This is a genomic window from Asaia sp. A2 (genome assembly GCF_057319415.1).
In genome coordinates, this window is sequence record NZ_JBXWTO010000002.1 from 87,581 (window position 1) to 109,993 (window position 22,413).

Consider the following 22,413-nt stretch of genomic DNA (forward strand, 5'->3'; position numbering starts at 1 on the left):
GCTCAGCCTCGTTCGGGAGTGTGGTGCGCGGCGCGATCGGCAGCTTTGGCTGCGAGCCTCGCAGCTTTCTCGGCAGCCTTGGCAGCTTTCTTCTCGGCCGCTTCCTTCTGCGCGGCAATGCGCGGGTCGCCAGGATCATTGCCCGGCCCGAGAGCGCGGCGTCCGGCGGGAATGCCAGGTTCAAGCGGTATGGCCATCTCAGCGTCGATACGGGCGGCGTTTTTCGTGTCTGGAAACAGGCCAAGCATCGGGCCAATACGCGCAATCAGCTTGCCGGTGGTTGGCGCCGCGTTCCAGCCGGAGGTCACAAAGCCATGTGTCTTGGGCGTAGGATGCGGAGAGTCGAGCATGACATACACGGCATAACGCGGCGCATTCATTGGGAAGATAGAAGTGAAGGCCGAAATATTGACGTGCTTGAGGTAACGGCCATTGGGGCCGACCTTTTCTGCCGTGCCGGTCTTGCCGCCCACGAAGTAGCCCGGAACCTCGGCGCTGCGTGCCGTACCCTGTGTCACGTCAAGACGCAGCATCTTGCGGATGAGCCTTGAATTTTCCTCTGACACGACACGATCCCCCTGCGGGGCGGGCGGCGGCGCAGGGGCATCGCTGCTGTTGTCGGCATCGGGTTTGAACGCAGCGGGGACGACAGGTGCATGAGGGGGTTGCCCGGTTGCCGGGGCCGTGTTCAGCGCGCCACCCTGAGATGCGGCATTGCCGGCTGGCAAAGGTGAGGTGGTTTCCTGTGTCTGGTCCGTCGCTGCTTTGGTGCCATCATCCTGCTCGCGGGCAATAAGGGTCGGCTTGATGAGAATGCCGCCATTGACTGTCGCTGCCGTGCCACGCACGATCGAAAGCGGTGGCTCGGCAACGCCGTGACCGAACCCGACCGTCATGACAGTCGATATGCCCCAGTTCCTTAACGAGGGCACAATCGGACGCCCGGCCTCGGGCAGCTCGATAGGTACGCGGTTGAAAAATCCCATCGTGCGCAGCCAGTCCTGCTGCCTTTTTGCACCGACATCGAGCGCGATATGCGCAGCCGCCGGGTTGGAGGATTTTGCCAGAACATCGGGCAACGCCAGCCAGGGGGCGAAATGGTCGCTCTTGATATCAGAGATGGTGAACCGGCCGATATGGATGGGAATAGTCGAGAAGCGGTCCCAGATATGGGCAACGCCGTACTCGATGGCCATAGCCGCTGTCTGCAGCTTGAAGGTCGAGCCAGGCTCATACATGCCCGTGACAGCGCGGTTGAAGCGCGCATCGGCAGGCGCATGGCCGAATTCATTGGCATCATAATCAGGCAGGCTGACCATGGAGATGATCTCGCCTGTGTTCACATCCATGACAATGGCAGCCGCGCCGATGGCCTGAAACTCGTCCATTGCCGCCTGGGTCACTTCACGCGCCACGGCCTGGATACGTACATCAAGCGACAGGCGCAGAGGGGTGCGATCCTTGTTCAGGCGCTCGTTGAAGTAGCGTTCGACACCGGCTACGCCATGATCATCAATGTCCACGCCGCCCAAAATCTGTGCAGCGGTGCGCCCCAGCGGATAATGACGCCGCTCGCTGGCCTCGAAATAGATGCCGGGAATGCCGAGATTGTTGATCGCAATTTCCTGCACCGGCGAGATGTCACGCGCGATATAGACAAACTGCTTTTTCAGTGAGAGGCGACGTGTGGTCTCGGCCTCATCCAGTTGAGGAAGTACGCTCTTGAGCTTTTTCGCCGCGTCTGCCGCGTCGATCAGTTCCATGGGGTTCGCATAGACCTGCGCCACAGGCAGCGACAGGGCAAGCGTCTGGCCGTTGCGGTCAACGATGCTGGCGCGATGCACGTCGGGAAGCGAGAAGTCACCGGCAACCTGACCCTTGGGGTCACTTTTGGGGATTTCCGGGACTTGAGAGGCAATCTGGCGCTTCTCGGGCGCCATGGGCATGAACACGGTGGCAAGGCTGAGTTTGACTGCGACAAGGCTGAAAAGCAGCATGAAGCCGAGCCCGACACCGATCAGTCGCGTATGCATCTGGTCGAGCGAGGCCCGAACCCTCTTTGTGGTCTTTCCCTCGGCGCGAGACGATGCGCCGCTGCTATGGCCCGACCTGTTAGAGGGTGGGGGTGTCCTGCCAGCCATGCTCAGCCGCTTTCATATCCGCTCAGTTGGCGAGTGGGGTCGGGGGCGGCAAGGTATCGCCGTAGCCTGCCAGCGCCGATGAAGACCCGGAATCGCTCTGCACATGATGCGGCTTTGGAGACTGCATGGCAATGTCATGACTGGTGTGCGCGGTGTGAGAGACGGCGCCGCGCGCGCTGTGCCATGACGTTGCCGGGGTCGCTTGCGGGCGATTGCCACGGAAGCTGGCCAGACGCACAGCGAGGTCAGAATTGCTGCCTGACTGGGCTACGCTGTCATGCGCGCCGACATCGCGTGGCGAGGCATGAACCACGGCACCGTAGCGGGATTTGTGATGGCTGGTCTGGCCGAGTTCGTCAGATACGACATGGGTGCGCGGGGTTTCCTGCGCGAGTTCGATGGTCGGGTGCGACGAGGTGCCCTGCACACGAACCGCATGGGCCGCAGAAGGCGCAGGACGTGCCAGCGGGGCCACGCGGGGCGTCACTGACGCAACCATGACGTGGGGTGCCATCACCGTAGAGGCGGCAGAGGGTGTTACCGCCGGCGCGTGATGGTGAGCAGGCTCGGCACTGGCTATGAGAGCCGCAGTGTCACGTGGGGCCTGTACCTTGGGGCTGCTGACCTTGACAGCCGGTGCTGCGGGGGGCTCTTGCATACGAGCAGCAGGAGCCGCCGGTGCCTGCGAGACCGCAATGCTCAGGCTCTCGCGCGGGTCACGAAAAGCGGGACGCGTGGAGGGCGCGGGAAGCGTTTCGATCATGCTGGCAAGACGCACATATTGCGTAGGTGCCATGGGATGAAGCTGGCCGAGAAAACGCGTTGACAAGGCGCTCAGGCGATCCGGCTGGTTCAGCAAGGCCCATTGCGTGCGCAGCATGGCTGTTTGCTGCCTCACGCGTTCGGTTTTCTGGACAACCGATGTAATGTTCTGGTCCAGAACCGTTGTTTCATGCTTCTTGGTGTAAAGAAACATCCCCGAACCACCAGCAAGAAGCGCGCAAAGAATAGTAAACGGCCGGATCATGAAGAAGACCCCCTAACAGAGGCTGATGGTGCGGTACGGAGAAGGCTGCGCAGCTTGGCGCTGCGAGAGCGGGGGTTGCGTCCGATCTCCTCGTCAGAGGCGAGAACGGGGCGGGTATGGGGCAGAACATAGTCGGGCGTGACGAAACGCTCGGCCATGGGTTCATGGCGTGACGGGCGGCTCACCCGTCCGGCAGCCTGCGCGAAGGCGCGCTTGACGAGACGATCCTCAAGGGAGTGGAAGGTCACCACAACCAGCTTTCCGCCCTCGTCCAGAAGGCCAGGGGCTTCGTCCAGCGCGCGTTGTAGCTCGCCAAGCTCGTCATTGACGGCAATGCGTAGTGCCTGGAAGCTGCGCGTGGCGGGATGGATGCCGGATTTGTCAGGGCGCACGACGCTGCGCACGATATCCGCAAGGCGGGCCGTTGTGCGGATCGGCTCTTCCTGACGCGCACGCACGATAGCCGAGGCAATGCGGCGGGACATGCGGTCTTCGCCATAATGATAGATGATATCGGCCAGCTCGGCTTCAGCCGCTTCATTGACCAGATCTGCTGCCGAGCGACCAGCGCGGGACATGCGCATGTCAAGCGGACCGTCATGGCGGAAAGAAAAGCCGCGCTCGGCTTCGTCGAGCTGATACGATGAGACGCCAATATCAAGCACGATGCCATCGAACGGCGCATCATCAGTCAAAAGTTCAGCCATGGCACCGAATGTGCCCTCGACAGGCACGAGCGCCCGCCCTGGCGCATGAGCAGCCAGCTCTGCGGCGAGGTCGGCGGCACGGGCAATAGCCGTCGGGTCGCGATCAATTCCCCAAATGGTGCAGGCGGCACGCGCGAAGATGCCGCGCGTATAACCGCCACCGCCAAACGTGCCATCGACATAGCGTCCGCCATCACGTGGCGCGAGGGCATCGAGCACCTCTGGCAGCATCACGGGCACATGGCCGGGGTCGTGGCGGGTCAGCATGGCGAGTGGCACAAGGGTGTTCACGACACCACCTCGCCCTGTGTGGCGGGGCGGCTGGTCATGCGCCGCGCGCGCGCGCGCGCCTCTTCACGGCGCCTGGCACCGGCTTCGGGCTCCCAGATCTGGAACACGCGCCCCAGACCCATGAATGAAATCTCGTCGATGAGATTGGCGTGACGCTTGAGGACGTCTGGCAGGATAATGCGCCCTTCCTTGTCGGCGTCGATCGGGTAAGCGTCGGCGTAGAGACTGGCGGCCAGATCATCATGATCGTCAGAGAAGATATCGAGCGATTCCACCGGCCCTGCCAGTGTGGCGAAGGCAGCGCTGGGCCAGGCCTCGATGCAGGGGTGAAGATGGGACGGGCGTAGAATCACGAGGCTCTCATCGGGTTGCGCCTGGGCCTTGAGGGCCGCGCGAAAGGAAGCCGGAATGGACACGCGGCCCTTGGCGTCGAAGCGGTTCTGATGCGTGCCGAGGAACACACTCACGCCGTTCGATGCCTCCCCTTCGTCCTGGAGTGATTGCCGCAGATGTTTCGGACCCGACACGGGACAGGACTTTGAGCGTCATGTCGAAAAAAACCGCTTGGGATGAGTTTGGGATATCATGGGATTTCATGGGACGTCAAACAATTCGCAACAAAAAACGGCGGAATTTCCAAGTTTTTTAAACAGAGCCAAGATGGGTGTTCTTGATATGTTCTGACCCGAAATCAAAGGCCGACGAATCAATTCATCGATAAGGCGTTTTTGTTATGTTCCTATTGTGGCAGCCCGCACGGCGATTGCGGCATGATTGGGGCGAAAAGCGTAAAAGAAGCGTATATTTGGCGCTTATTTACATCATCCGACTATTTCGGGATATTTCTTCGACAATGCCGGTATTGGTGCCGCAAGCTCAGCCGGTGTCTAAGTGTCAGACGGTCTGTAAGCCGGGTTCTGTCCGCTGAAAGCGGGGCGATCATTCCTCTGGGACCGGTCTTGCAACCGGCCTCACGCAACCAACCCGAATGACAAGGCGGGAGAGCCTCTGATCCCATCCCGGGGGACGGATCCGCCATTCCTATTCGGTCTTGCTCCCGATGGGGTTTGCCCTGCCTCCCGCGTTACCGAAGGAGCGGTGCGCTCTTACCGCACCGTTTCACCCTTGCCTGCAGCCCGAGAGCCTGGCAGGCGGTTTGTTTTCTGTGGCACTTTCCCTAGGGTCACCCCCGCCGGCCGTTAGCCGGCATCGTTCTCCCGTGGAGCCCGGACTTTCCTCCATCACGACGGTTCTCACCGGCGCAGCAGCGATCGCCCGACCGTCTGACGGGCGCAACCTGACCCAACAGGGCAGGCGGGTCAAGCGCAAGGCGCGCTTTTCGCTCAGTAGCGGCTACCATTACTGAGATCCGATGCCTGAAACCGAGGCGGTGTCTCGCGCGCGCTGCATCCGGTGTGAAGCGGGGGAAAGAGGCCGCGTTATGACGCCGCAGAGGAGAGTGTCCTTTTTTCGCGGCGATCGATTTGAACGTCTCTCGCGAGAGGGTGGAGCCTCTCGGGCCGGGGGCGGATGATTGGAGGCCGGTTATGTGTGTACATCCTGTGCTAGGGTCCGTGCATGACTGATTTGCCCGTTGCACGCCCCGGATTGCCCTACAGGATCTTCCTCTCATGGCTGAAGCGCGCCGCAAAGGGGCGTGATGGTCTGCCCATACCGAACGACCTGACCCCGGAATCGCTCGCTGCCCTGCGCCGCATGACGGGCATGCCGAGCTTTCCGCAGGGTCTCTCTGCCTTGCAGATAAAGGCGTGGCGGACTCTCTATATCCCGTGCGGCGATCATGTGCGTCCGGCGAGGTTGTATCGTCCGAGGGGCGAAGTGACGGGCGTCATCCTGTTTCTGCATGGTGGCGGGTTTGTCCATTGCGATCTGGTGTCGCATCACGGCATGTGCTGCCGTCTCGCGCGCCATGCAGGCGCGATGGTGTTGTCTCTGGATTACCGGCTGGCCCCGGAACATCCCTATCCGGCGGCCGTCGAGGACGGATGGGCGGCCCTAAAATGGCTCGATCAGCAGGCCGGGATGCGTGATCTGCCCATCGCTGTTTGTGGCGATAGCGCAGGTGGGAATCTGGCAGCCGTGCTGGCACGCCGTGCCGGAGTGGAGGGCATGCGGCGCGTGGTCGCCCAGCTTCTTTACTATCCCACGGTGTCGGGTCTCTGGTCACCTTTAAGCCGCGCTGTCTACGCGGAAGGGTTTATGCTCACAGCGCGTCTGCTCGACTGGTATGGCCGGCAGTATATCCGGCGCGATCGTGACATGCTCGACCCGGATTTTGCGCCAGTTTTCGCAGATGATCTGTCAGTGGCGCCTCCCGCCATGATCGTGACGGCCGGGTTCGATCCGTTGAGAGGTGAGGGCGAGTTGTATGCCACGCTGTTGCGTGAAGCAGGGGTACGGGTGCGTCTCGTCTGCTGTGCAAAAGCCATTCATGGCTTTCTCAATTTCTATGCTGTCGTGGTCGAAGGGCGGCGCGCCTTGCGGCTGGGCGGGGCGTATCTGCGGGCGCAATTCGCGCGGTACAGCAAGGCGCAATAAAAAACCGGGCTCAGGGCCCGGCTTTCTTTATTGTTGCGACATGGCGTGGAACCGGCCGGGTGTACCCTGATCGGTCGCCAGCATGCGATCGGCACGGTTGACCTTGATGGTGAACAGGCGGTCAAAAGTACCCGGCTTTCCGGGGCAGCCATCATTGCTGCGCTGCATGAAATCGATGCGTGTTGCATCTGGCGGATCATTGCCATTGAGAATGGGCACGAGACATTTGGCCGGCACGTCGGTCATACCGTTATGCGTGACCATGACGCGCAGATGCTCGACCAGCTTCGTGTTGTCGAACCATGCCAGACGATCGAACTGGATCTTGTCGGCCGCCTGATCCAGCCACCCCATTTTCATGACGAGGATGGCCAGGAGCGAGGCCGGCACCAGCACGATCAGGCGGCGCAGCAGATGCTGCTTGAGCGTGCGGGGCTTGCGGCGACCCGAACCAAGTCTGGGTGCGCCGGGCTGCAAGGGTGTTTTGGGTTCAGAGGCCAAGGGGATGCCTTATTCCATGTCTTCGTGCCAGATCTGCCCGTCACGGGCGAGCATCTGACGCGCTTCCTCGGGGCCCCAGCTGCCCGCCGCATAATGCGCCATCGGCACCTCGTTCTTTGCCCAGGCGTCCATGACCGGCGCGACCCACTTCCATGCGGCCTCGACCTCGTCGCGACGGATGAAGAGCACAGGATAGCCGCGCACGGCATCGAGCAGCAGGCGCTCATAGGCATCGGGGTAACGGACAGAAAATTCGCGCTCGAAATGCACGTCCATGTTGGTTTCCCACAGGCCGAAATCATCATCGAGCGGGTTCTTGACGTTGAACTGCCACGACACGCCCTCATCCGGCTGAATGCGGATCACCAGCACATTCTTCTCCGGCTGGGACGGGAACAGCTTGGTGGCGGACGGCTTGAACGTGACCACGATCTCACTGACCTTGGCCTTCAGACGCTTGGCCGAGCGGATATAGAACGGCACGTTCTTCCAGCGAGGGCTGTCGATCTCGGCACGCAGGGCAACATAGGTCTCGGTGTTGCTGTCATGGCCGAGCTCGTCGAGATAGCCATCGACCGTCGCACCCTTGCTGTGACCCTTTGTATACTGGGCACGCACCGTGCTGGTGGGCAGCGTGCTGGCATCGAGCGGCACGAGCGACTTCAGGACAGCCACCTTGGCGTCACGCACATCGTCGGCCTGCAAGGAGGCCGGCTTTTCCATGGCAACCAGGCAAAGCACCTGCAGCAGATGGTTCTGCACCATGTCGCGCAGGGCGCCAGAATTGTCGTAATAGGCAGCGCGGCCTTCGACACCGACAAGCTCACCTGCCGTGATCTGCACGGACTCGATATGCTCACCCGACCAGACCGCCTCAAAAAGCGGGTTGGCAAAGCGCAGCGCGATCACGTTCTGGACGGTTTCCTTGCCAAGATAGTGGTCGATGCGGAAAACGTTGCTTTCCTTGAAGTACTGGCCGACGCCTTCATTGATCTCTTCGGCCGTCTTCAGATCGATGCCGATCGGCTTTTCCAGCACGACACGGCTGTCATCAGTGATGAGGCCTTCGTTATGCAGGTTCTTCGAGATTGCGCCATAGAGGTCAGGGGCCGTGGCGTAATAGAACACGCGCACATGCTCCTCGGCCTTGTGGCTGAGTACGTCGCGCAGCCCCGACCAGTTGCTGTCAGGCTTGGACCCGTCGAGACTGACATAATGGACCATGTCCAGGAAGCGATCGACCGTATCCTCGTCGAAATCATCGCTCTTGACGAAACGCTTGAGCGCATCACGGGCACGCGTCTGGTAGTCGCTGCGCGACAGCGGCGAACGGGCCGTACCGATGATGCGCGCTGTCTCCGGCACCTGCCCCATGGTCAGGCGGTAATAGAGGGCGGGTAGCAATTTGCGCATCGTCAAATCGCCAGTGGCGCCGAAAATGACATAGTCGAATGGGGCAACCTGATGGCAGTTGGTCATCTTCCTGGCTCTCCGGTTCTGGGTGGGACAGTGCGGTCTTATGACATGCACGCCCGGATGGGGTAAAGGTAGCAAAGCTAAGCCGCCAGATGGCCGGTCGTTCCCTCGCAATATGCGTTGACCCGGCCTATCCCGGCGCGATAAGCCGCCGTTCTTCGCAAGTGCTTGCAAAATCCCGCTGCGTGCATCTGTGGCTGTTCTGGCCCGACCGGGCCGTGTGCAACCCCTGTTTTCGAGGTCACCATGTCTGACATGCCTTTTGATATTGACGAAGCCGCCGCCAGCCGTGCGCGTCAGGCTGCCGATCCTGACTCGAATGTGGGTGGCATTGCCGTTGACCGCCTGCGTAGCGTTATCGAGCGCGTCGAACGTCTGGAAGAAGAGCGCAAGGCGCTGGCGGGCGATATCAAGGATATCTTCAGCGAAGCCAAGTCGGCCGGCTTCGATGTTGCAACCATCAAGAACATCATCAAGCTGCGCAAGAAAGAGCCCAACGAAATTGAAGAGCAGGAGACGCTGCTCGATATCTATCGCCGCGCGCTTGGAATGTAAGACTTATTTCCAACGCGAACCGCGCACGTTTATCGATGCCTGTTTTCTGAACCCGGTTTCATGGGCGTGCGACCCGGCAAGGTGAATGTGCCCCGTCGCCGGGCGCACTTGTTCCCGCTGTGCCCTGAGTAGCCAGCGCCGGGTTTCATGAAGATTTAAAGACACGACCCATCTCTCCCTGACTTTGGGAACGGCCATTGATATGAAACGCCCGGTTCCGGTTGTTTCATTACGGTCAGGATGGCAATGTCAGCGGCAGAATGGTGCCTCAGGCAGTCCGTTTGGACGTCTTTGCACGAGCGTATCCGGCGTCAGAACCGGCGCAACGATACAGATGATCTGCTTCAGACCGCGCTCATGCATCTGTTCGAGCGCGGGCTGGACGGCATCGAACATCCCGAAGCCTATGTCCTGCGCGCGGCACGCAATCTCGCCATCGACCGCACTCGGCGCGAAGCACGGCTGCGTGTGGGATCGCTGGACGATGATACCAGCGCAGAGCCCGTCTGTGCTGCGCCGGGACCGGAACGCATCGTCTTGGGTCGCGAGCAACTGAGGCGCGTGCGCACGGCATTCAATGCGCTCGATCCCCGCACGGCGCGTATCTTCCTGATGCATCGTCTGGATGACCTGACCTACAGCCAGATTGCCACAGCCCTCTCGCTGAGTGTCAGCACGATCGAAAAATCCATGGCGCGAGCCCTTGCCCATCTGGCGATGGCGCTCCTGACCGATACAGCGGTGGACGCGTGACGCCCGCAGAAATCGAACAGGCGGCAAACTGGCAGGCGCGGCTCATGTCCGACCGGTGTTCCGACCTTGACCGCAGGCGTTTCGATGCGTGGCTTGAGGAAAAGCAGGCGCATCATCAGGCCTATAACCTCGTCTCACAGATCTGGCAGGGCGGGCAGTTTGCACAGTCACATCAGAGAGGCGGCTCCCTGCCGCTGTCGCGTCGTGGCGTCGTGGCTGGTATCGTCGGCCTTGGGGCAAGTCTCGCTGTCGCGGCAAATGTGGCAGAGGCGCGGACGATCTGTACGGGCCGTGGCGAGCATCGGCGCGTCATGGCATCTGGGCTGCGTGTGGAGATGGATGCGTGCAGTGCGCTCGTTCTCGCACCGCGCACCAGGCGCATGGTTTTCGAGGCAGGGCGCTACGAGGTAATGGCCGCGCCACTCGGGCAGCAGGCGCGATTCGACTGTTGCTCGTGGTCCGTGTCCGGGCGTGGCGGTCGCTATGCGCTGAATGTGACGAGCACTGCCATGACTCTTGCGGTGCTTGAGGGGAGTGCAAGGCTGGAAAAACCCGGCGCGTCGCATGTTGTGCAGGCAGGGCAGGTCTTTGCATATGACAGGCAGACCCGTCTGGTGACCCAGCGGCCCGGGAGGCTGGATGATCTGCTGGCTTGGCGTGAGGGGCGCGCCGTGTTTCATGGCACGCCGCTTGCGCAGGCTTTGAACGAGATGGCCCGTTACAGCGATCGTCCTGTCAGGCTTGTTTCGCCCTCGCTTGCCTCTTTGCGCATCAGCGGTGTCTTTCACACCCATGACCCGGCTCGTTTCTTCCGGGCGCTGGCGCATCTTCTGCCTTTGCGGGTGGTTTTTGCCCCCGATCTGATCTCGGTCGTGCAGCTCTGATTGTTAAGCTTTGATGAAACGACATCGAAACAGATGAGGGCCTGATCATGCCTGTCGTCTCGCCAGGGAGAGACCAATCCGGTCGTACCCTGACGGAAACCCGCTTCAATGATTCCCGCCCTGTATGCCTCTGATCGCCCTGCCTCATGCCCTCTTCCTGCCACGCAGCCGCGCGCACGTCGCCAACGTTTGGCAATGGTGCTGCTGTCGCTAGGTGCCTGGCCACTTCCTGGCCTGGCTCAAACCCCTGCCTTACGGCACGCAGGGGCAGTGGATGCGGCCTCCGGGGAAGGGCGTGTGGTCACAGGGTTCAGTCAGCCTGCGGGACCACTCGAAGACTCCCTGACCGCCCTCGCGAGGCAGTCCGGGCGCGACATCCTGTTCTCGAGCGATCAGGTGCGCGGCAGGCATGCTCCGGCGCTAAAGGGGCGCTTGACGCTCGACAAGGCACTGGAGCGTCTGCTGGGCGGGTCCGGGCTGAGTGCGCATATCCAGCCCGATGGCACTGTTGTAATCGCCAATGCCGCCCGTGGCAGCAATTTCGCGCATGACAAACACGACGACAAAACCGGGCAGGAGCATATCACGGTCATCGGGCGGGCCGAGCGCCTTGCGCCCTCCACCGTACCTCTGACCATTACCGAACCGACCTCGGTCATCCAGAAGCGCTTCATCACCAATAATATCGTGCCACTGGCAAGCGTGGATGACATCATCAAGTTCCAGCCGAGCATCTGGACACAGAATCCCAACGGCCCCGGCATGGGCAAGGCCGAGACCATGAGCCTGCGCGGCTTTCAGGATGGTCAGTACAACATGCTGTTCGATGGTATCCCGTTCGGAAATGCCAGCGATCTGCACCACACCACCTCGTCGCTTTTCATTTCGCATTTTCTGGGCGAGGTGCAGGTCAATCGTGGGCCGGGTACCGCCTCGACTATCGGTAATGCGACCTTTGGCGGGACGATCGGGTTTCAATCCCGCACCCCTGCACAGCATTTCGGGGTCACACCCTATGGCACCTATGGCAGCTTCAACACCCGTGCCGGGGGTGTGGAGGTCGATTCCGGCAAGACCCGTTTCGGTTCGATGGTGCTGGATCTGCAGCATGAGGAGACGGATGGATATCTGACCGGCTCGGGAGAGCGGCGCAATAACCTGCTGTTCAAGGATGTCGCGCGGCTGGGGGAAAACACGACCCTGACCTTGCTGACCACCTATAACTGGGAGAACCAGAACACCACGCAGGGGGCCACGCTGGCCCAATATCGTAAATACGGCAAGGATTATGGCCTCTGCTTCAATCCTGCGCTGCAATGCTATGCCGGGTATCAGCCGAGCACCTACACGTCGGATTTCGATTACATCGATATCAAGAGCAAGGTGCTGCCCTGGCTGACAATCGAGAACCGACTTTATACGAACGGTTTTGAACACGATTACACCGAGTCCACCGACGCCAGTTCGGATGACCCGAGCGCCAATGGCGTGACCTTCTATTCAACTGCAGGCAAGAAGCTGGCCACTTACAAGAATGACGTGCCCGGTAAATATGCGGATGCGAAATTTCGTGACTATGGCGACACCCTGACCTTCAAGGCCCATACGTCGCAGGGTGATGTGTTGCTTGGTGCCTGGGTCGATCTGCAGGACGACCGGCGCTATACCTATGCCCTCGATCTGACGAAGGGCGGCATCATGGTGCCTGGCAAGAATGGCTCGGCATACAGCTATGACATTTCGGATTTCAACACGACCGTTCAGCCCTATCTCGAATTCGACTGGAAGCCGTTCCGCAACACCATCATCAAGCCGGGCATCAAATACTCCTACTTCCGTCGTGATTATGATGCGGCGGTCAATAAATCGACCAAGGTGCCGCTGAACGCGACGCAGCAATTCAGCTCATGGCAGCCTTCGATCTCGGCAAACCAGATCATCCTGCCGGGCTGGAGTGCCTACGCCCAGATTGCCCGCGGTTTTCTCGCGCCGCCCATGAGCGTGTTCCAGACCCAGAATGTCGGTAATGTCAGCCCTGAAACCACGCTGAACTATCAGATCGGCACAGTGGTGCAGCAGAAGCGCTGGACGGTCTCGTTCGACGCCTATTACATCAATTTCTCGAACTTCATCGCCTCGGCGCAGATCAAGGTGCCCGGCTTTGGCACGCAGAGCACTTCGGTCAATAGTGGTGGCGCCATCTACAAGGGGCTGGAAGTCGAGGGGCAATATGCCATCGGTCATGGCGTGTCGCTTTATGGCAATTACAGCGTGAATGACGCGCAGTACAAGCACAGCTCGGTGCGCGTGGCAGCGACCCCCAATGTGCTCGCCTCCTTCGGTGTGCTCTATGACGACAACAAGGGCCCTTATGCCTCGCTTATCGGCAAATTCGTCGGTAATCATTATGGGCTCGACAGCACCACCGATAGCGCTGGCAATACAGTCTTTGCCAATCAGTATCGTATTGGCAGCACCACCACGGCCGATCTTGCCCTGGGGTGGCATTTCAAGAAGCTGGGTGGCTTCATGCGCGATGTGACGCCCAGCCTCAAGATATCCAACCTCTTCAATAATCGTGGCATCAGCGACTATGCCGGTAACCAGTCTGCCGCCAGTGCGGGTTATCCAGATGGCGCACCGCTCTACTGGCGTCTGGCGGGTCGCTCTGTGTTCTTCAACCTGACGGTCACCCTGCCATGAACCGCGCCTTCGTTCTCGTTGTTGCGCTGGCGGTGGGTGGCACAGGCAAAGCACAAGCCGCCCCATCTCCCGTTTTCTCTGCGATCGAGCCTGCGGCGCCAGCGAGACTGGAGCGCGTTGTACTGATCGCACGCCATGGGATACGCAGCCCGACGCATGATCCCCGCAGCCTCGAACAGGAAACCGGGGTTGTCTGGCCCTCCTGGCCAGTGGCCCCCGGCGAACTGACCGATCATGGCCGCGCCACACTCGATGCCATGATGCAGGGCATTGCTCGCTATTACGATCTTGCCTGCACACAAAATGCGTCTCCCTGCCTTGGGGCGACGCCTCCCTTCATATGGGCGGATTCTGCCGATGACCGCACCCGTGAGAGCGGGCAGATCATGGCCCGTGCCCTTTCGCCGGGGCATGAAATCGCGGCCCGCTCACTTGCCGCCGGGCAGGATGATCCGGTGTTCGACGCTGTGACGGCTGAGTTCGTGAAACAGCACCATGATCAGATGGCACAGGACGCGACGCAGCTGGCCCGGAATGACAGACAAGCGCGTCCTGACAGCGTGAATGCCGGGCTGGCAGCGTTGCAGCAGCTTTTTGCGCCACAAGCCTGTGAGACGGGGCAGGGACCCTGTTTTAAAACCGGCCTTGTGGTCAGTGAGAAAAAGGGGCGACCGTCACTGGGCGGAGGGATGACATTGGCAGCAACGCTCGCTGAAAACCTGATGCTGATCCATGCGCAAAGCCTTGACCGGGCGGGAAATGCGTCCGTCCGTGAGGCATGGGTAGGGAAAATCAACCCGGCTCTGCTGACAACCGTGCTTCCGGTGCATGACTATCTGTCTGGGCTCGTTCGTCGTCATGGTGTCGCTGTAGCCGCACGCAGCGCGGTCATGGCGGATATTATCGCGCGATTCATGGCAGGCGAGGCGATCACGCTGGGGGATGGTTCGATCGTCTCACCCGCAACACGGCTTCTCGCCTTTGCGGGTCATGACACGACGCTTGATGCCTTGGCGGCCCGATATGGGCTGGACTGGCATTTCAGTGATCAGCCAGACAGCACGGCCCCGGACACGACATTGGCTTTCGAGCAATGGCGCGATGGAAAAGGGCAGATCGTCTATCGCGCCCTGATATTCCATCAATCCCTGCAAGCCCTGAGGGAAGGCAAGAGCGGTGGCGCTCAACCGCTTGCTGTAACCGTCACGGGGACGGATTTTCGCTAGAAGCTGAGCTGCCGAGAACAGCATCGCTTTCGCAGCTGGAGACTGGGGAGGCACCGTTACGGGCGCTGGGAGCCAATCTGAGCGCCGACGGCTGCTGGGCGGGAAGGCTGGACTCAAAAGATCGCTCTTGGCGGAGTCGGCAAAATTAGCATAGATCGCTGATCATGACGACCGCGCTCCTTTCTCTCCCTCTGTGGATGCAGTTTCTTGCAGGGTTTATCCTGCTCGGGCTGGGACTTATGTTCATCCTCATGCCATTTTCCATCTTCGGGGTGAAACCGCGGCTGGAAGAGGTGGAGCTGCAACTCAACGAGGTGCGGGCGGAGCTGCGGATCATCGCCATGAGGCTGGCTCAGGGCGCTGGCGAAACTGGCCCCTCGGGTGAGCCGATCTATGCGCCGCCCCGGCGAGCGGCAGCGTCTGGCGGGCAGGCTGAGCCGCCCCTTCGTCCGACTGAAACCATGCGCGCCCCCGACCCCATGCCGTGGTCTGCTCAGGCCAACCGCCAAGCGCACCAGCGTCCCCAGGGTGACGATCGCCCCCCGACCGGACGGCTCGCAGGCGAGCGCCCTGCGAATGAGAGACCGACCATCGATCATGGCGCAGCGGCGCGATTGCATCCGGACCGTATTCAGCCCGAGCGGCCTCAGGCAAGCCGAATGGGGCCGGCTGAGCGCCCCCGGCAGGATGCCGAGGCCCAAGAGGTCTCGCCACGCGAAGTTTTCCAGCCACGCGATTCTTCCATCGACGAGCGCCGTGACCGTTCCCCTTCGCCTGCGGCACGGGATGACTACAGTTATGCGGAATCGGGCGCACAGGAAAATCTGGAGCGCATCCTGCGTCCCACTCATTTCGATCCGCCGCCGCCTCGCGAGGCACCGCGTCCGCCGCGTAGCCCCTATGATAACCGGGCGACATCTTCGTCTCCCGTTCAGAGCGCCGGGGCGGAAGGCTCTGTTGGTCAAGATGACGATGCCTGGCGCCTGAAAGCCTATCGCCAGGAAATGGCCCCGCGTGGTGCCTCAGCGGAGGCCGAAAGGATGAGACAGGCGGAGGAGGCAGGCGCAAGACGTGTACGTTCCGAACCGACACTGCGTTGGCCGCCCCGGCCCTGAGCCTGGCATTGCCTGATTGGCGGGACTAAGTGAAAATTTGACATGAGGAAGTTCTTCTCGCAACAAAAAGTCGAAAATTAATTTTAATTTCAGCTATATATCTTTTCTTGTTCGTAACAATACTGAGGATATCGGTATTTTTCTATCTCGCTATTGAACGAATTCCTCCAACTTCTTGACGAACACGATCATGTGTCGCGATACACTCCGATTTGTGTCGTAATGTGTCCGAATGATTGGCATCGTTCAAAGAGGGAGATACGACCATGCCCCATTCTCAGACGAAAAAGGCGATCCAGGGGAATCTACCGGAGGCCGCGCATGGGCACGCACGACGGACGTTGCTGGTTGCCAGCCTGGCGGGCGGCGCGGCCTTTCTCTCGTCTGCGACCGGGGCCAGGGCCGCAGCCGTCAATGATGACGGGACGCGCGCGACGCCGAACAACTCACCCGCTTTCAGCGCAGGGGTGATCCGGCCGGGACGAGGGTCTCAGCTACAGGGGCGCGTTGCGGTTGTTACCGGGGCGGCCCGTGGTATCGGTCGCGCCATAGCCGTCGAATATGCTGCCAACGGCGCTGATGTTGTTGCGCTTGACATTGCTGGACCGATCAGCCGCGTGGCCGATGCCGTGCCAGCGAGCAACGCGGAACTTGACGAGACAGTCAGGCAGGTCCGTTCATATGGCCGTCGCGCTATGGCGATCACAGCCGACATAAGGCGGATCAATCAGATGCGGGCAGCGGCTGATCTGGTGGTCAAGAGCCTCGGTCATATCGACATACTGGTTGCAAATGCCGCAATTCAGGGGTGGAAGTCGCTGCTCGATATGGACGAGGCAGACTGGGACGACCAGATTGAGAACAATCTGAACGGCACCGCCCGTACCCTGCGGGCTTTCGTCCCTCACATGATCACCCGGCGAGGCGGACGTGTTCTGATCGTCTCATCCATGCAGGGGCGGCATGGCACCAAGGGGGGGGCGAGCTACTCGGCCTCGAAATGGGGCCTGATCGGGCTGATGAAATCTGCCGCGATGGAGTTTGCGTCCTATGGCATGACGGTGAATGCCATCATTCCGGGGCTGGTGGGTACCGCTCTCACGCTTAACCCCCAGCGTTTGGCGGCCCTTGAGCAGCAGGTACATCACAAGGTGCAGGGCGAGATCACGCCGGCTCAGGCATGGGCGGACCGCGCGCGGACCGAGGTCGAGCCTGTAGGCTGGCTACAGCCCGAGGATATCTCACCCATTGCTGTATTTCTGGCCTCTGACGCATCGGCTCTGACAACCGGAGCTGAATTCGAGGTCAACGGCGGCGACAGTGCTCTCGTGACCTGATGGGCAGCAATTGGAATTACCGGGTATCAGGGGCCAGATCCCACGGTCTGAGGCAGTCGAACGTCTCCCGGATCGTGGGAAGGGGATAGACCCGCGGGGAGGGTAGTGCTCGATGAGGGAAGCCGGTTGTTGATCTGGGCGCGCCGGATCATCTGGCGCGTCAGGAGCCCGGTTTTGCCGCGTGGCTTATGTGTTCTCGCGTGGCTGGCGGATCAGAACCAGATCATCGCGATGAATCAACTCGTCACGACCTGTATGACCAAGGCAGGTGACGATGTCCTCAGAGCGATGGCCGGCAATCAGGCGGGACTCGTCGGCATCATAGGCGGTCAGGCCGCGTCCGACTTCCTGTCCGGTCTCATCGCAAATAACGACGAGATCGCCCTGGCTGAAACGGCCCTCGACCTGTTTTACACCCGCAGGCAGGAGGGAGCCGCCATGATCGAGGGCACGTACCGCGCCCTGATCGATCATGACGCGGCCTCTGGTTTCCAGCGCACTGGCAAGCCAGCGCTTGCGAGCCGAACCCGCATCTTCGGCAGCCAGAAACCAGGTGCAGCGCCCGGTATCGAGCAACTGGCTGATCGGGTGAGGGGAGAGGCCAGAGGCAATGGCCATGCGGGCACCCGCACGCGTGGCAATCTGGGCCGCAAGCAATTTGGTGTGCATGCCGCCTGAGGAATAACCGGGCGGGGGCGCGCCACCCATGGCCATGATCGACTCAGTCAGTGCAGCGACCTCAGGCAGATGTTCCGCCCTGGGGTCGAGGCGGGGGTCAGCGGTGTACAGGCCATCGATGTCCGAAAGCAGGATCAGCGTGTCAGCGCCGATCATCTGGGCGACACGGGCCGCCAGACGGTCATTATCGCCAAAACGGATTTCAGTCGTGGCGATGGCATCGTTTTCATTGATGACCGGCACACAGCCCAGGCCAAGCAGGGTGCGTAATGTCGCTCTGGCGTTGAGGTGACGCTCGCGGTCCTCTGTGTCACCGGGGGTCAGCAGCAACTGACCTGCGGTAAGGTCCTGAAGGCCCAGAGCGGCGCTCCAAGCCTGCGCAAGCTGGATCTGTCCGACACTGGCAGCAGCCTGTTTTTCCTCAAGGCGGAGCTTGCGCCCCACCATGCCCATACGCACACGCGCAAGCGCGATGGCACCCGAAGAGACAACCACGACATCGGTGCCCTGGCGGCGCAGCCGGGCAATATCCTCGCAGACAGTGTTCAGCCAGTGATGGCGTAGCGCGGCGTTCTTGGCATCGACCAGCAGGGCCGAACCAATCTTGATGACAACACAGCGCGCTTCAGCCAGTCGGTTGGTCACTGATGGGTCTCGCGTTCTTCCAGACGGTAATGGGTGACGCGATCCTGCACGATACGCAACAGCTCGGCCAGCCCTTCATGGGTTGCTGCCGACAAGGTGAACACCTCGGCACCAGAGGCCTTGGCAAGAGCCTTCGTCTTGGCCGTGATCTGGGTTTTGGTCAGGGCATCGCATTTGTTCAGCACGATGATTTCCGGCTTCTCAGCAAGGGTCTCATCGTAGGCAGCGAGCTCGCCACGGATCATGCGGTAATTCTTGACCAGCTGGCTCTCTGTGCCGTCGAGAAGGTGGATGAGCATGGCGCAACGCTCGACATGACCAAGAAAACGATCGCCAAGACCTGCGCCTTCACTCGCACCTTCGATCAGGCCCGGAATATCGGCAATGACGAATTCTTCCGTGGCCGAAAGGCGCACAACGCCAAGCTGCGGGTGCAGCGTGGTGAAGGGGTAGTCGGCAATCTTGGGCTTGGCCCGTGAGCAGACGGAAAGCAGGGTGGATTTACCGGCATTGGGCAGCCCCACGAGACCGACATCGGCAATCAGCTTGAGGCGCAGCCAGACCCAGCGTTCCTCGCCTGGCCAGCCCTTGTCAGCACGGCGCGGCGCACGATTGGTGCTCGTCTTGTAATTGGCATTGCCAAACCCGCCATCCCCGCCCTTGCAAAGCAGCACTTCCTTGCCGTCCTCATCGAGGTCGGCCAGCATGGTCTCACGATCATCGTCGAAAATCTGCGTGCCGATCGGCACATTGATGATGACCGTTTCGGCCTTGGCTCCGGTACGGTCCGAGCCCGCGCCATTGCCGCCCTTGCGGGCACGGAAATGCTGGGTATAGCGAAAATCGATGAGGGTGTTCAGGTTCGGCACGGCGCGGAAAATGATGTCGCCACCGCGGCCACCATTGCCGCCATCAGGGCCGCCGAATTCGACGTATTTTTCGCGACGGAACGCGACAACACCATCCCCGCCATCGCCGGAGCGCACATAGATCTTGGCCTGGTCGAGGAATTTCATGGTCTGTCTCGTCTTCGTCCAACAATATCGTTCAAAACAAGAAAGGCCGGCCCAAGCGGACCGGCCTCTCCCGTCAACTGGTATTGGCCAGTCTTTTATTCTGCGGCTTCTGCCAGCGTCACGGAAACGTGGACGCGGCCTTCAGCGCGGCGCGTGAACTTCACAGCGCCATCGGTGAGGGCGAACAGGGTGTGGTCACGACCAACGCCAACGTTCGGGCCAGCCATCATCTTCGTGCCGCGCTGGCGGACGATGATGTTGCCTGCAAGAACGGCTTCACCGCCGAACTTCTTGACGCCGAGACGGCGGCCTGCACTGTCGCGTCCGTTACGGCTCGAACCGCCTGCCTTTTTTTGTGCCATGGAGGTCTCTCCTTCTCTCTAGCGTCAGTTACGCTGCGTTGATCGCGTCGATGCGCAGGACGGTCACTTGCTGGCGGTGACCATTCTTGCGGCGGCTGTTCTGCCGGCGGCGCTTCTTGAAGATGATGACCGTGTCCAGACGGTCCTGGGCGATGACGGTTGCCGTGACGGTGGCGCCAGCGACCAGCGGAGCGCCGATCTTGATGCCTGCGTCGGAACCAACGGCCAGAACGTCGGAGAAGGTGATGGTCGTGCCGGCTTCGGCTTCGAGCTTCTCAACCTTCAACGTTGCCTGCGGGGCCACGCGATACTGCTTTCCGCCGGTGCGGATGACTGCGAACATGTCTTAAACTCTCTATCAGTCCGATCTCTTGGCAATTTTGCCAGGGTTTTCCCCGGTCGGCATTGCCCAGTCGCTTTTTATTATTGGCCGGACCACGCACCAGAAGGCGCATACTCCCGCGAGGGGGGCTCACTACAGGAGGCAAGCCGCGTCCGTCAATCATTATCGCGTGGGGAACGGGGCGAAATGACAGCATGATGAAAAGAATCGCATTTTCCCCTCTTGCACGCGACCGGATCTGGCCCTTATAAGCCGCCCACGACCAGGTGATCCTGCTACGGAGAGGTGCCAGAGTGGTCGATTGGGACGGTCTCGAAAACCGTTGTGCCTTCACGGGCACCGTGGGTTCGAATCCCACCCTCTCCGCCAGACCCTATTTTGAAGGGTTCTACAGATCGCCCCAGCTCCCTCAAGTTGCATCTCATCCCTTTGATCCTGCGTTCTGTCAGGATGCGTGAGTTCGTGCCGTAGCATCTCCATGAGCCTTAGACGCCATGAGAGGTAATTCCCCGTGCAAGTCTGGTAATTCGGACCCTGTTGGATGTAGACGCTTTCCTGACAAGCAAATCAAAAGCGGCCTTCCATCCCACGATTGTGAGGCGCCCAACAGGAACAGGAAGACAAGATCGTGAAAAGCGATATCTGCCCTCAATGTGGTTGTGAACATATTTATCAGGACGGTGGACTCTGGGTCTGCCCTGAATGTGCGCTGGAGTGGAGCGTCGAGAGCGGTGCCTCGGATGGTGCAGCCCAGGCTGGCGAGGATGCGACGGTGCGCGACGCCAATGGTAATGTGCTTGCTGATGGCGATACAGTGACCATCATCAAGGATCTCAAGGTCAAGGGATCGTCGTCGGTCATCAAGGGCGGCACCAAGATCAAGGGGATCCGTCTTGTCGATGCCAGCGATGGGCACAATCTGTCTTGCAAGATTCCCGGGATTGGCGGGATGAATCTCAAATCGGAATTCGTCCGAAAGGCCTGAGCGCCGTTCGCGACAAGCAGGAAGGAAGCCGCATGTCGCGTAAAGCGCCCGGAAGTTTCAGACCCGCTATCGCAATGGCGGAGCAAGGTGCCGTTCATGGTCTGACCGCTGCGAACGAGGGGCCAGCCGAGGCGAAGAGTGCGCTCAACCGCCGCCGGGTGCTGACCTCCTCTCTCGCATTCTCCGCCGCAGCTCTGACAGGATGTCACGGGCCGTCCCGCTCGCGATCGCCAGAGCAGATTGCGCTCTGGCCCGAGACGCCACCTGGTGGAGGTGGTCCGAGCGGACCGGAACAGGCGACGGCCAAAGGCGCTCTTTACAACATCACCGAGCCTCGCCTTGAGATCTTTCGCCCGGACCGCCCCAATGGCAGTGCGGTACTCATCGCGGCAGGGGGCGGGTATCAACGCATCGGCATGAAGCGTGAGGCCTATCCTGCTGCACACTGGCTCTCGGCCCGTGGCGTGACCGCCTATGTGCTGGTCTATCGTCTGCCGGGTGAGGGATGGGCAGAGGGTCCGCTTGCTCCCTTGCAGGATGCTCGTCGTGCGCTTGCCCTTATCGGGCGCCATGCGCGTCGTGACGGTATAGACAAGGCGCGTATCAGTTTGCTCGGCTTCTCGGCTGGAGGCCATCTTATGGGGATGGCGGCCTCGCAATGGCACGGAGAAGGTCCGTTTGCGTCCCTCCTTGCAAAGATATCCGTGCCGAAGCCGGCTGGCGCTGCCCTGATCTACCCTGTGATCACGCTTGAGAAGCCCTATGATCACACCGCGACGCATCGGGATCTTGTGGGCGTCGATGCAGCCCCCGATCTGGCGCGTCTGTGGTCGGTGCAAAGTCATGTCAGGCCGGGTTATCCACCTGTGTTTCTGACCCAGGCGGATAATGACCGTATCGCAAACCCCTATAACGCTGCGCTGATGGCCCAGACCTGCGAGGCGATAGGGACATCTGTCGATTACCATCGCCTGCCCACAGGCGGACATGGCTTCGGTATGGGTGAGCCTGATCAGGTCACCGCGCGCTGGCCAGGGTGGTATGACTCCTGGCTTACTCAGTACGGGCTGATCCGTGCCATCTGAGTTCTGATCGTGCCGGGTTGGGGG

20 protein-coding genes, 1 tRNA gene and 1 other RNA gene are annotated in these 22,413 nt (G+C 60.7%); 11 read left to right on the forward strand and 11 right to left on the reverse strand.

Features of this window, described 5'->3' with window-relative positions; all coding sequences use genetic code 11:
• Positions 1–2 precede the first annotated feature (2 nt).
• The 5 genes from ACWNRM_RS02700 to rnpB form a co-directional block, all read right to left on the reverse strand.
• Positions 3–2,033 carry a peptidoglycan D,D-transpeptidase FtsI family protein gene (locus ACWNRM_RS02700; protein WP_485169389.1) on the reverse strand — a complete coding sequence of 677 codons (2,031 nt, stop codon included), beginning with the start codon at positions 2,031–2,033 and terminating at the stop codon, positions 3–5.
• 130 nt (positions 2,034–2,163) lie between these two features.
• Positions 2,164–3,168: a cell division protein FtsL gene (gene ftsL / locus ACWNRM_RS02705; protein WP_485169390.1), complete on the reverse strand. Its 1,005-nt coding sequence runs from the start codon at positions 3,166–3,168 to the stop codon at positions 2,164–2,166.
• A complete protein-coding gene (rsmH, locus tag ACWNRM_RS02710; protein ID WP_485169506.1) occupies positions 3,165–4,142 on the reverse strand; it encodes a 16S rRNA (cytosine(1402)-N(4))-methyltransferase RsmH in 978 nt (325 codons plus the stop codon). The genes ftsL and rsmH overlap by 4 nt, the downstream gene beginning before the upstream one ends.
• A gap of 20 nt (positions 4,143–4,162) precedes the next feature.
• Complete coding sequence (gene mraZ, locus ACWNRM_RS02715; RefSeq protein WP_485169507.1) at positions 4,163–4,633, reverse strand: division/cell wall cluster transcriptional repressor MraZ; 471 nt, start codon at positions 4,631–4,633, stop codon at positions 4,163–4,165.
• 423 nt (positions 4,634–5,056) lie between these two features.
• Positions 5,057–5,453, reverse strand: an RNA gene (gene rnpB / locus ACWNRM_RS02720) — RNase P RNA component class A.
• A gap of 291 nt (positions 5,454–5,744) precedes the next feature.
• Between rnpB and ACWNRM_RS02725 the strand changes: the two genes are divergently transcribed.
• Positions 5,745–6,725, forward strand: coding sequence for an alpha/beta hydrolase (locus ACWNRM_RS02725; RefSeq protein ID WP_485169391.1), 981 nt, complete (start codon positions 5,745–5,747; stop codon positions 6,723–6,725).
• A gap of 27 nt (positions 6,726–6,752) precedes the next feature.
• Here the strand turns inward: ACWNRM_RS02725 and ACWNRM_RS02730 are convergent, their stop codons facing one another.
• Positions 6,753–7,226: a hypothetical protein gene (locus tag ACWNRM_RS02730; protein ID WP_485169392.1), complete on the reverse strand. Its 474-nt coding sequence runs from the start codon at positions 7,224–7,226 to the stop codon at positions 6,753–6,755.
• A 9-nt stretch (positions 7,227–7,235) separates the two neighbouring features.
• A complete protein-coding gene (zwf, locus tag ACWNRM_RS02735) occupies positions 7,236–8,705 on the reverse strand; it encodes a glucose-6-phosphate dehydrogenase (protein ID WP_485169393.1) in 1,470 nt (489 codons plus the stop codon).
• 252 nt (positions 8,706–8,957) lie between these two features.
• Here zwf and ACWNRM_RS02740 point away from each other — a divergent pair, with 252 nt between their 5' ends.
• The 7 genes from ACWNRM_RS02740 to ACWNRM_RS02770 all read left to right on the forward strand — a co-directional run bounded on the left by ACWNRM_RS02740 (position 8,958) and on the right by ACWNRM_RS02770 (position 17,275).
• Positions 8,958–9,257 (forward strand): DUF2312 domain-containing protein, encoded by a 300-nt coding sequence (locus ACWNRM_RS02740; RefSeq protein WP_051395789.1) that lies wholly within the window; start codon positions 8,958–8,960, stop codon positions 9,255–9,257.
• A gap of 246 nt (positions 9,258–9,503) precedes the next feature.
• Complete coding sequence (locus ACWNRM_RS02745) at positions 9,504–10,010, forward strand: RNA polymerase sigma factor (protein ID WP_485169394.1); 507 nt, start codon at positions 9,504–9,506, stop codon at positions 10,008–10,010.
• Positions 10,007–10,894 (forward strand): FecR family protein, encoded by an 888-nt coding sequence (locus ACWNRM_RS02750; RefSeq protein ID WP_485169395.1) that lies wholly within the window; start codon positions 10,007–10,009, stop codon positions 10,892–10,894. The genes ACWNRM_RS02745 and ACWNRM_RS02750 overlap by 4 nt, the downstream gene beginning before the upstream one ends.
• A 108-nt stretch (positions 10,895–11,002) precedes the next feature.
• Positions 11,003–13,597 (forward strand): TonB-dependent receptor, encoded by a 2,595-nt coding sequence (locus ACWNRM_RS02755; RefSeq protein ID WP_485169396.1) that lies wholly within the window; start codon positions 11,003–11,005, stop codon positions 13,595–13,597.
• Entirely contained in the window at positions 13,594–14,823 is a 1,230-nt protein-coding gene (locus tag ACWNRM_RS02760; RefSeq protein ID WP_485169397.1) for a histidine-type phosphatase, read from the forward strand. Before ACWNRM_RS02755 ends, ACWNRM_RS02760 begins: the two co-directional genes overlap by 4 nt.
• A gap of 164 nt (positions 14,824–14,987) precedes the next feature.
• The gene (locus tag ACWNRM_RS02765; RefSeq protein ID WP_485169398.1) at positions 14,988–15,938 is read left to right on the forward strand and encodes a hypothetical protein; all 951 of its coding nucleotides are present in this window, start codon (positions 14,988–14,990) and stop codon (positions 15,936–15,938) included.
• Between the two features lie 266 nt (positions 15,939–16,204).
• A complete protein-coding gene (locus tag ACWNRM_RS02770) occupies positions 16,205–17,275 on the forward strand; it encodes an SDR family NAD(P)-dependent oxidoreductase (RefSeq protein ID WP_485169399.1) in 1,071 nt (356 codons plus the stop codon).
• Between the two features lie 186 nt (positions 17,276–17,461).
• Here ACWNRM_RS02770 and proB read toward each other — a convergent pair whose 3' ends face one another.
• From proB to rplU, 4 genes are all read right to left on the reverse strand, one after another.
• A complete protein-coding gene (proB, locus tag ACWNRM_RS02775) occupies positions 17,462–18,598 on the reverse strand; it encodes a glutamate 5-kinase (protein WP_485169400.1) in 1,137 nt (378 codons plus the stop codon).
• Positions 18,595–19,614 carry a GTPase ObgE gene (gene obgE, locus ACWNRM_RS02780; protein WP_023977547.1) on the reverse strand — a complete coding sequence of 340 codons (1,020 nt, stop codon included), beginning with the start codon at positions 19,612–19,614 and terminating at the stop codon, positions 18,595–18,597. The genes proB and obgE overlap by 4 nt, the downstream gene beginning before the upstream one ends.
• Before the next feature lie 95 nt (positions 19,615–19,709).
• The gene (gene rpmA / locus ACWNRM_RS02785; protein ID WP_485169401.1) at positions 19,710–19,976 is read right to left on the reverse strand and encodes a 50S ribosomal protein L27; all 267 of its coding nucleotides are present in this window, start codon (positions 19,974–19,976) and stop codon (positions 19,710–19,712) included.
• 28 nt (positions 19,977–20,004) lie between these two features.
• Positions 20,005–20,319: a 50S ribosomal protein L21 gene (rplU, locus tag ACWNRM_RS02790; protein WP_485169402.1), complete on the reverse strand. Its 315-nt coding sequence runs from the start codon at positions 20,317–20,319 to the stop codon at positions 20,005–20,007.
• Positions 20,320–20,598: 279 nt separating this feature from the next.
• On the opposite strand from rplU, the gene ACWNRM_RS02795 reads away from it, so the two are divergent.
• From ACWNRM_RS02795 to ACWNRM_RS02805, 3 genes are all read left to right on the forward strand, one after another.
• A tRNA-Ser gene (locus ACWNRM_RS02795) sits at positions 20,599–20,688 on the forward strand.
• A 256-nt stretch (positions 20,689–20,944) separates the two neighbouring features.
• Positions 20,945–21,304: a zinc ribbon domain-containing protein YjdM gene (locus tag ACWNRM_RS02800; protein WP_485169508.1), complete on the forward strand. Its 360-nt coding sequence runs from the start codon at positions 20,945–20,947 to the stop codon at positions 21,302–21,304.
• Positions 21,305–21,336: 32 nt separating this feature from the next.
• A complete protein-coding gene (locus ACWNRM_RS02805) occupies positions 21,337–22,389 on the forward strand; it encodes an alpha/beta hydrolase (protein WP_485169403.1) in 1,053 nt (350 codons plus the stop codon).
• The last annotated feature ends 24 nt before the right edge of the window (positions 22,390–22,413 follow it).

What these genes read in the sequence shown, in the direction of transcription:
- ACWNRM_RS02760 (WP_485169397.1), top strand. Translation starts at nt 13,594, where the DNA reads ATGAACCGCGCCTTCGTTCTCGTTGTTGCGCTGGCGGTGGGTGGCACA.
- rpmA (WP_485169401.1), bottom strand. Translation starts at nt 19,976, where the DNA reads ATGGCACAAAAAAAGGCAGGCGGTTCGAGCCGTAACGGACGCGACAGT.
- obgE (WP_023977547.1), bottom strand. Translation starts at nt 19,614, where the DNA reads ATGAAATTCCTCGACCAGGCCAAGATCTATGTGCGCTCCGGCGATGGC.
- zwf (WP_485169393.1), bottom strand. Translation starts at nt 8,705, where the DNA reads ATGACCAACTGCCATCAGGTTGCCCCATTCGACTATGTCATTTTCGGC.
- ftsL (WP_485169390.1), bottom strand. Translation starts at nt 3,168, where the DNA reads ATGATCCGGCCGTTTACTATTCTTTGCGCGCTTCTTGCTGGTGGTTCG.
- ACWNRM_RS02755 (WP_485169396.1), top strand. Translation starts at nt 11,003, where the DNA reads ATGATTCCCGCCCTGTATGCCTCTGATCGCCCTGCCTCATGCCCTCTT.
- ACWNRM_RS02770 (WP_485169399.1), top strand. Translation starts at nt 16,205, where the DNA reads ATGCCCCATTCTCAGACGAAAAAGGCGATCCAGGGGAATCTACCGGAG.
- rplU (WP_485169402.1), bottom strand. Translation starts at nt 20,319, where the DNA reads ATGTTCGCAGTCATCCGCACCGGCGGAAAGCAGTATCGCGTGGCCCCG.
- ACWNRM_RS02765 (WP_485169398.1), top strand. Translation starts at nt 14,988, where the DNA reads ATGACGACCGCGCTCCTTTCTCTCCCTCTGTGGATGCAGTTTCTTGCA.
- ACWNRM_RS02745 (WP_485169394.1), top strand. Translation starts at nt 9,504, where the DNA reads ATGTCAGCGGCAGAATGGTGCCTCAGGCAGTCCGTTTGGACGTCTTTG.
- ACWNRM_RS02740 (WP_051395789.1), top strand. Translation starts at nt 8,958, where the DNA reads ATGCCTTTTGATATTGACGAAGCCGCCGCCAGCCGTGCGCGTCAGGCT.
- ACWNRM_RS02805 (WP_485169403.1), top strand. Translation starts at nt 21,337, where the DNA reads ATGTCGCGTAAAGCGCCCGGAAGTTTCAGACCCGCTATCGCAATGGCG.
- ACWNRM_RS02700 (WP_485169389.1), bottom strand. Translation starts at nt 2,033, where the DNA reads ATGCATACGCGACTGATCGGTGTCGGGCTCGGCTTCATGCTGCTTTTC.
- ACWNRM_RS02725 (WP_485169391.1), top strand. Translation starts at nt 5,745, where the DNA reads ATGACTGATTTGCCCGTTGCACGCCCCGGATTGCCCTACAGGATCTTC.
- rsmH (WP_485169506.1), bottom strand. Translation starts at nt 4,142, where the DNA reads ATGCTGACCCGCCACGACCCCGGCCATGTGCCCGTGATGCTGCCAGAG.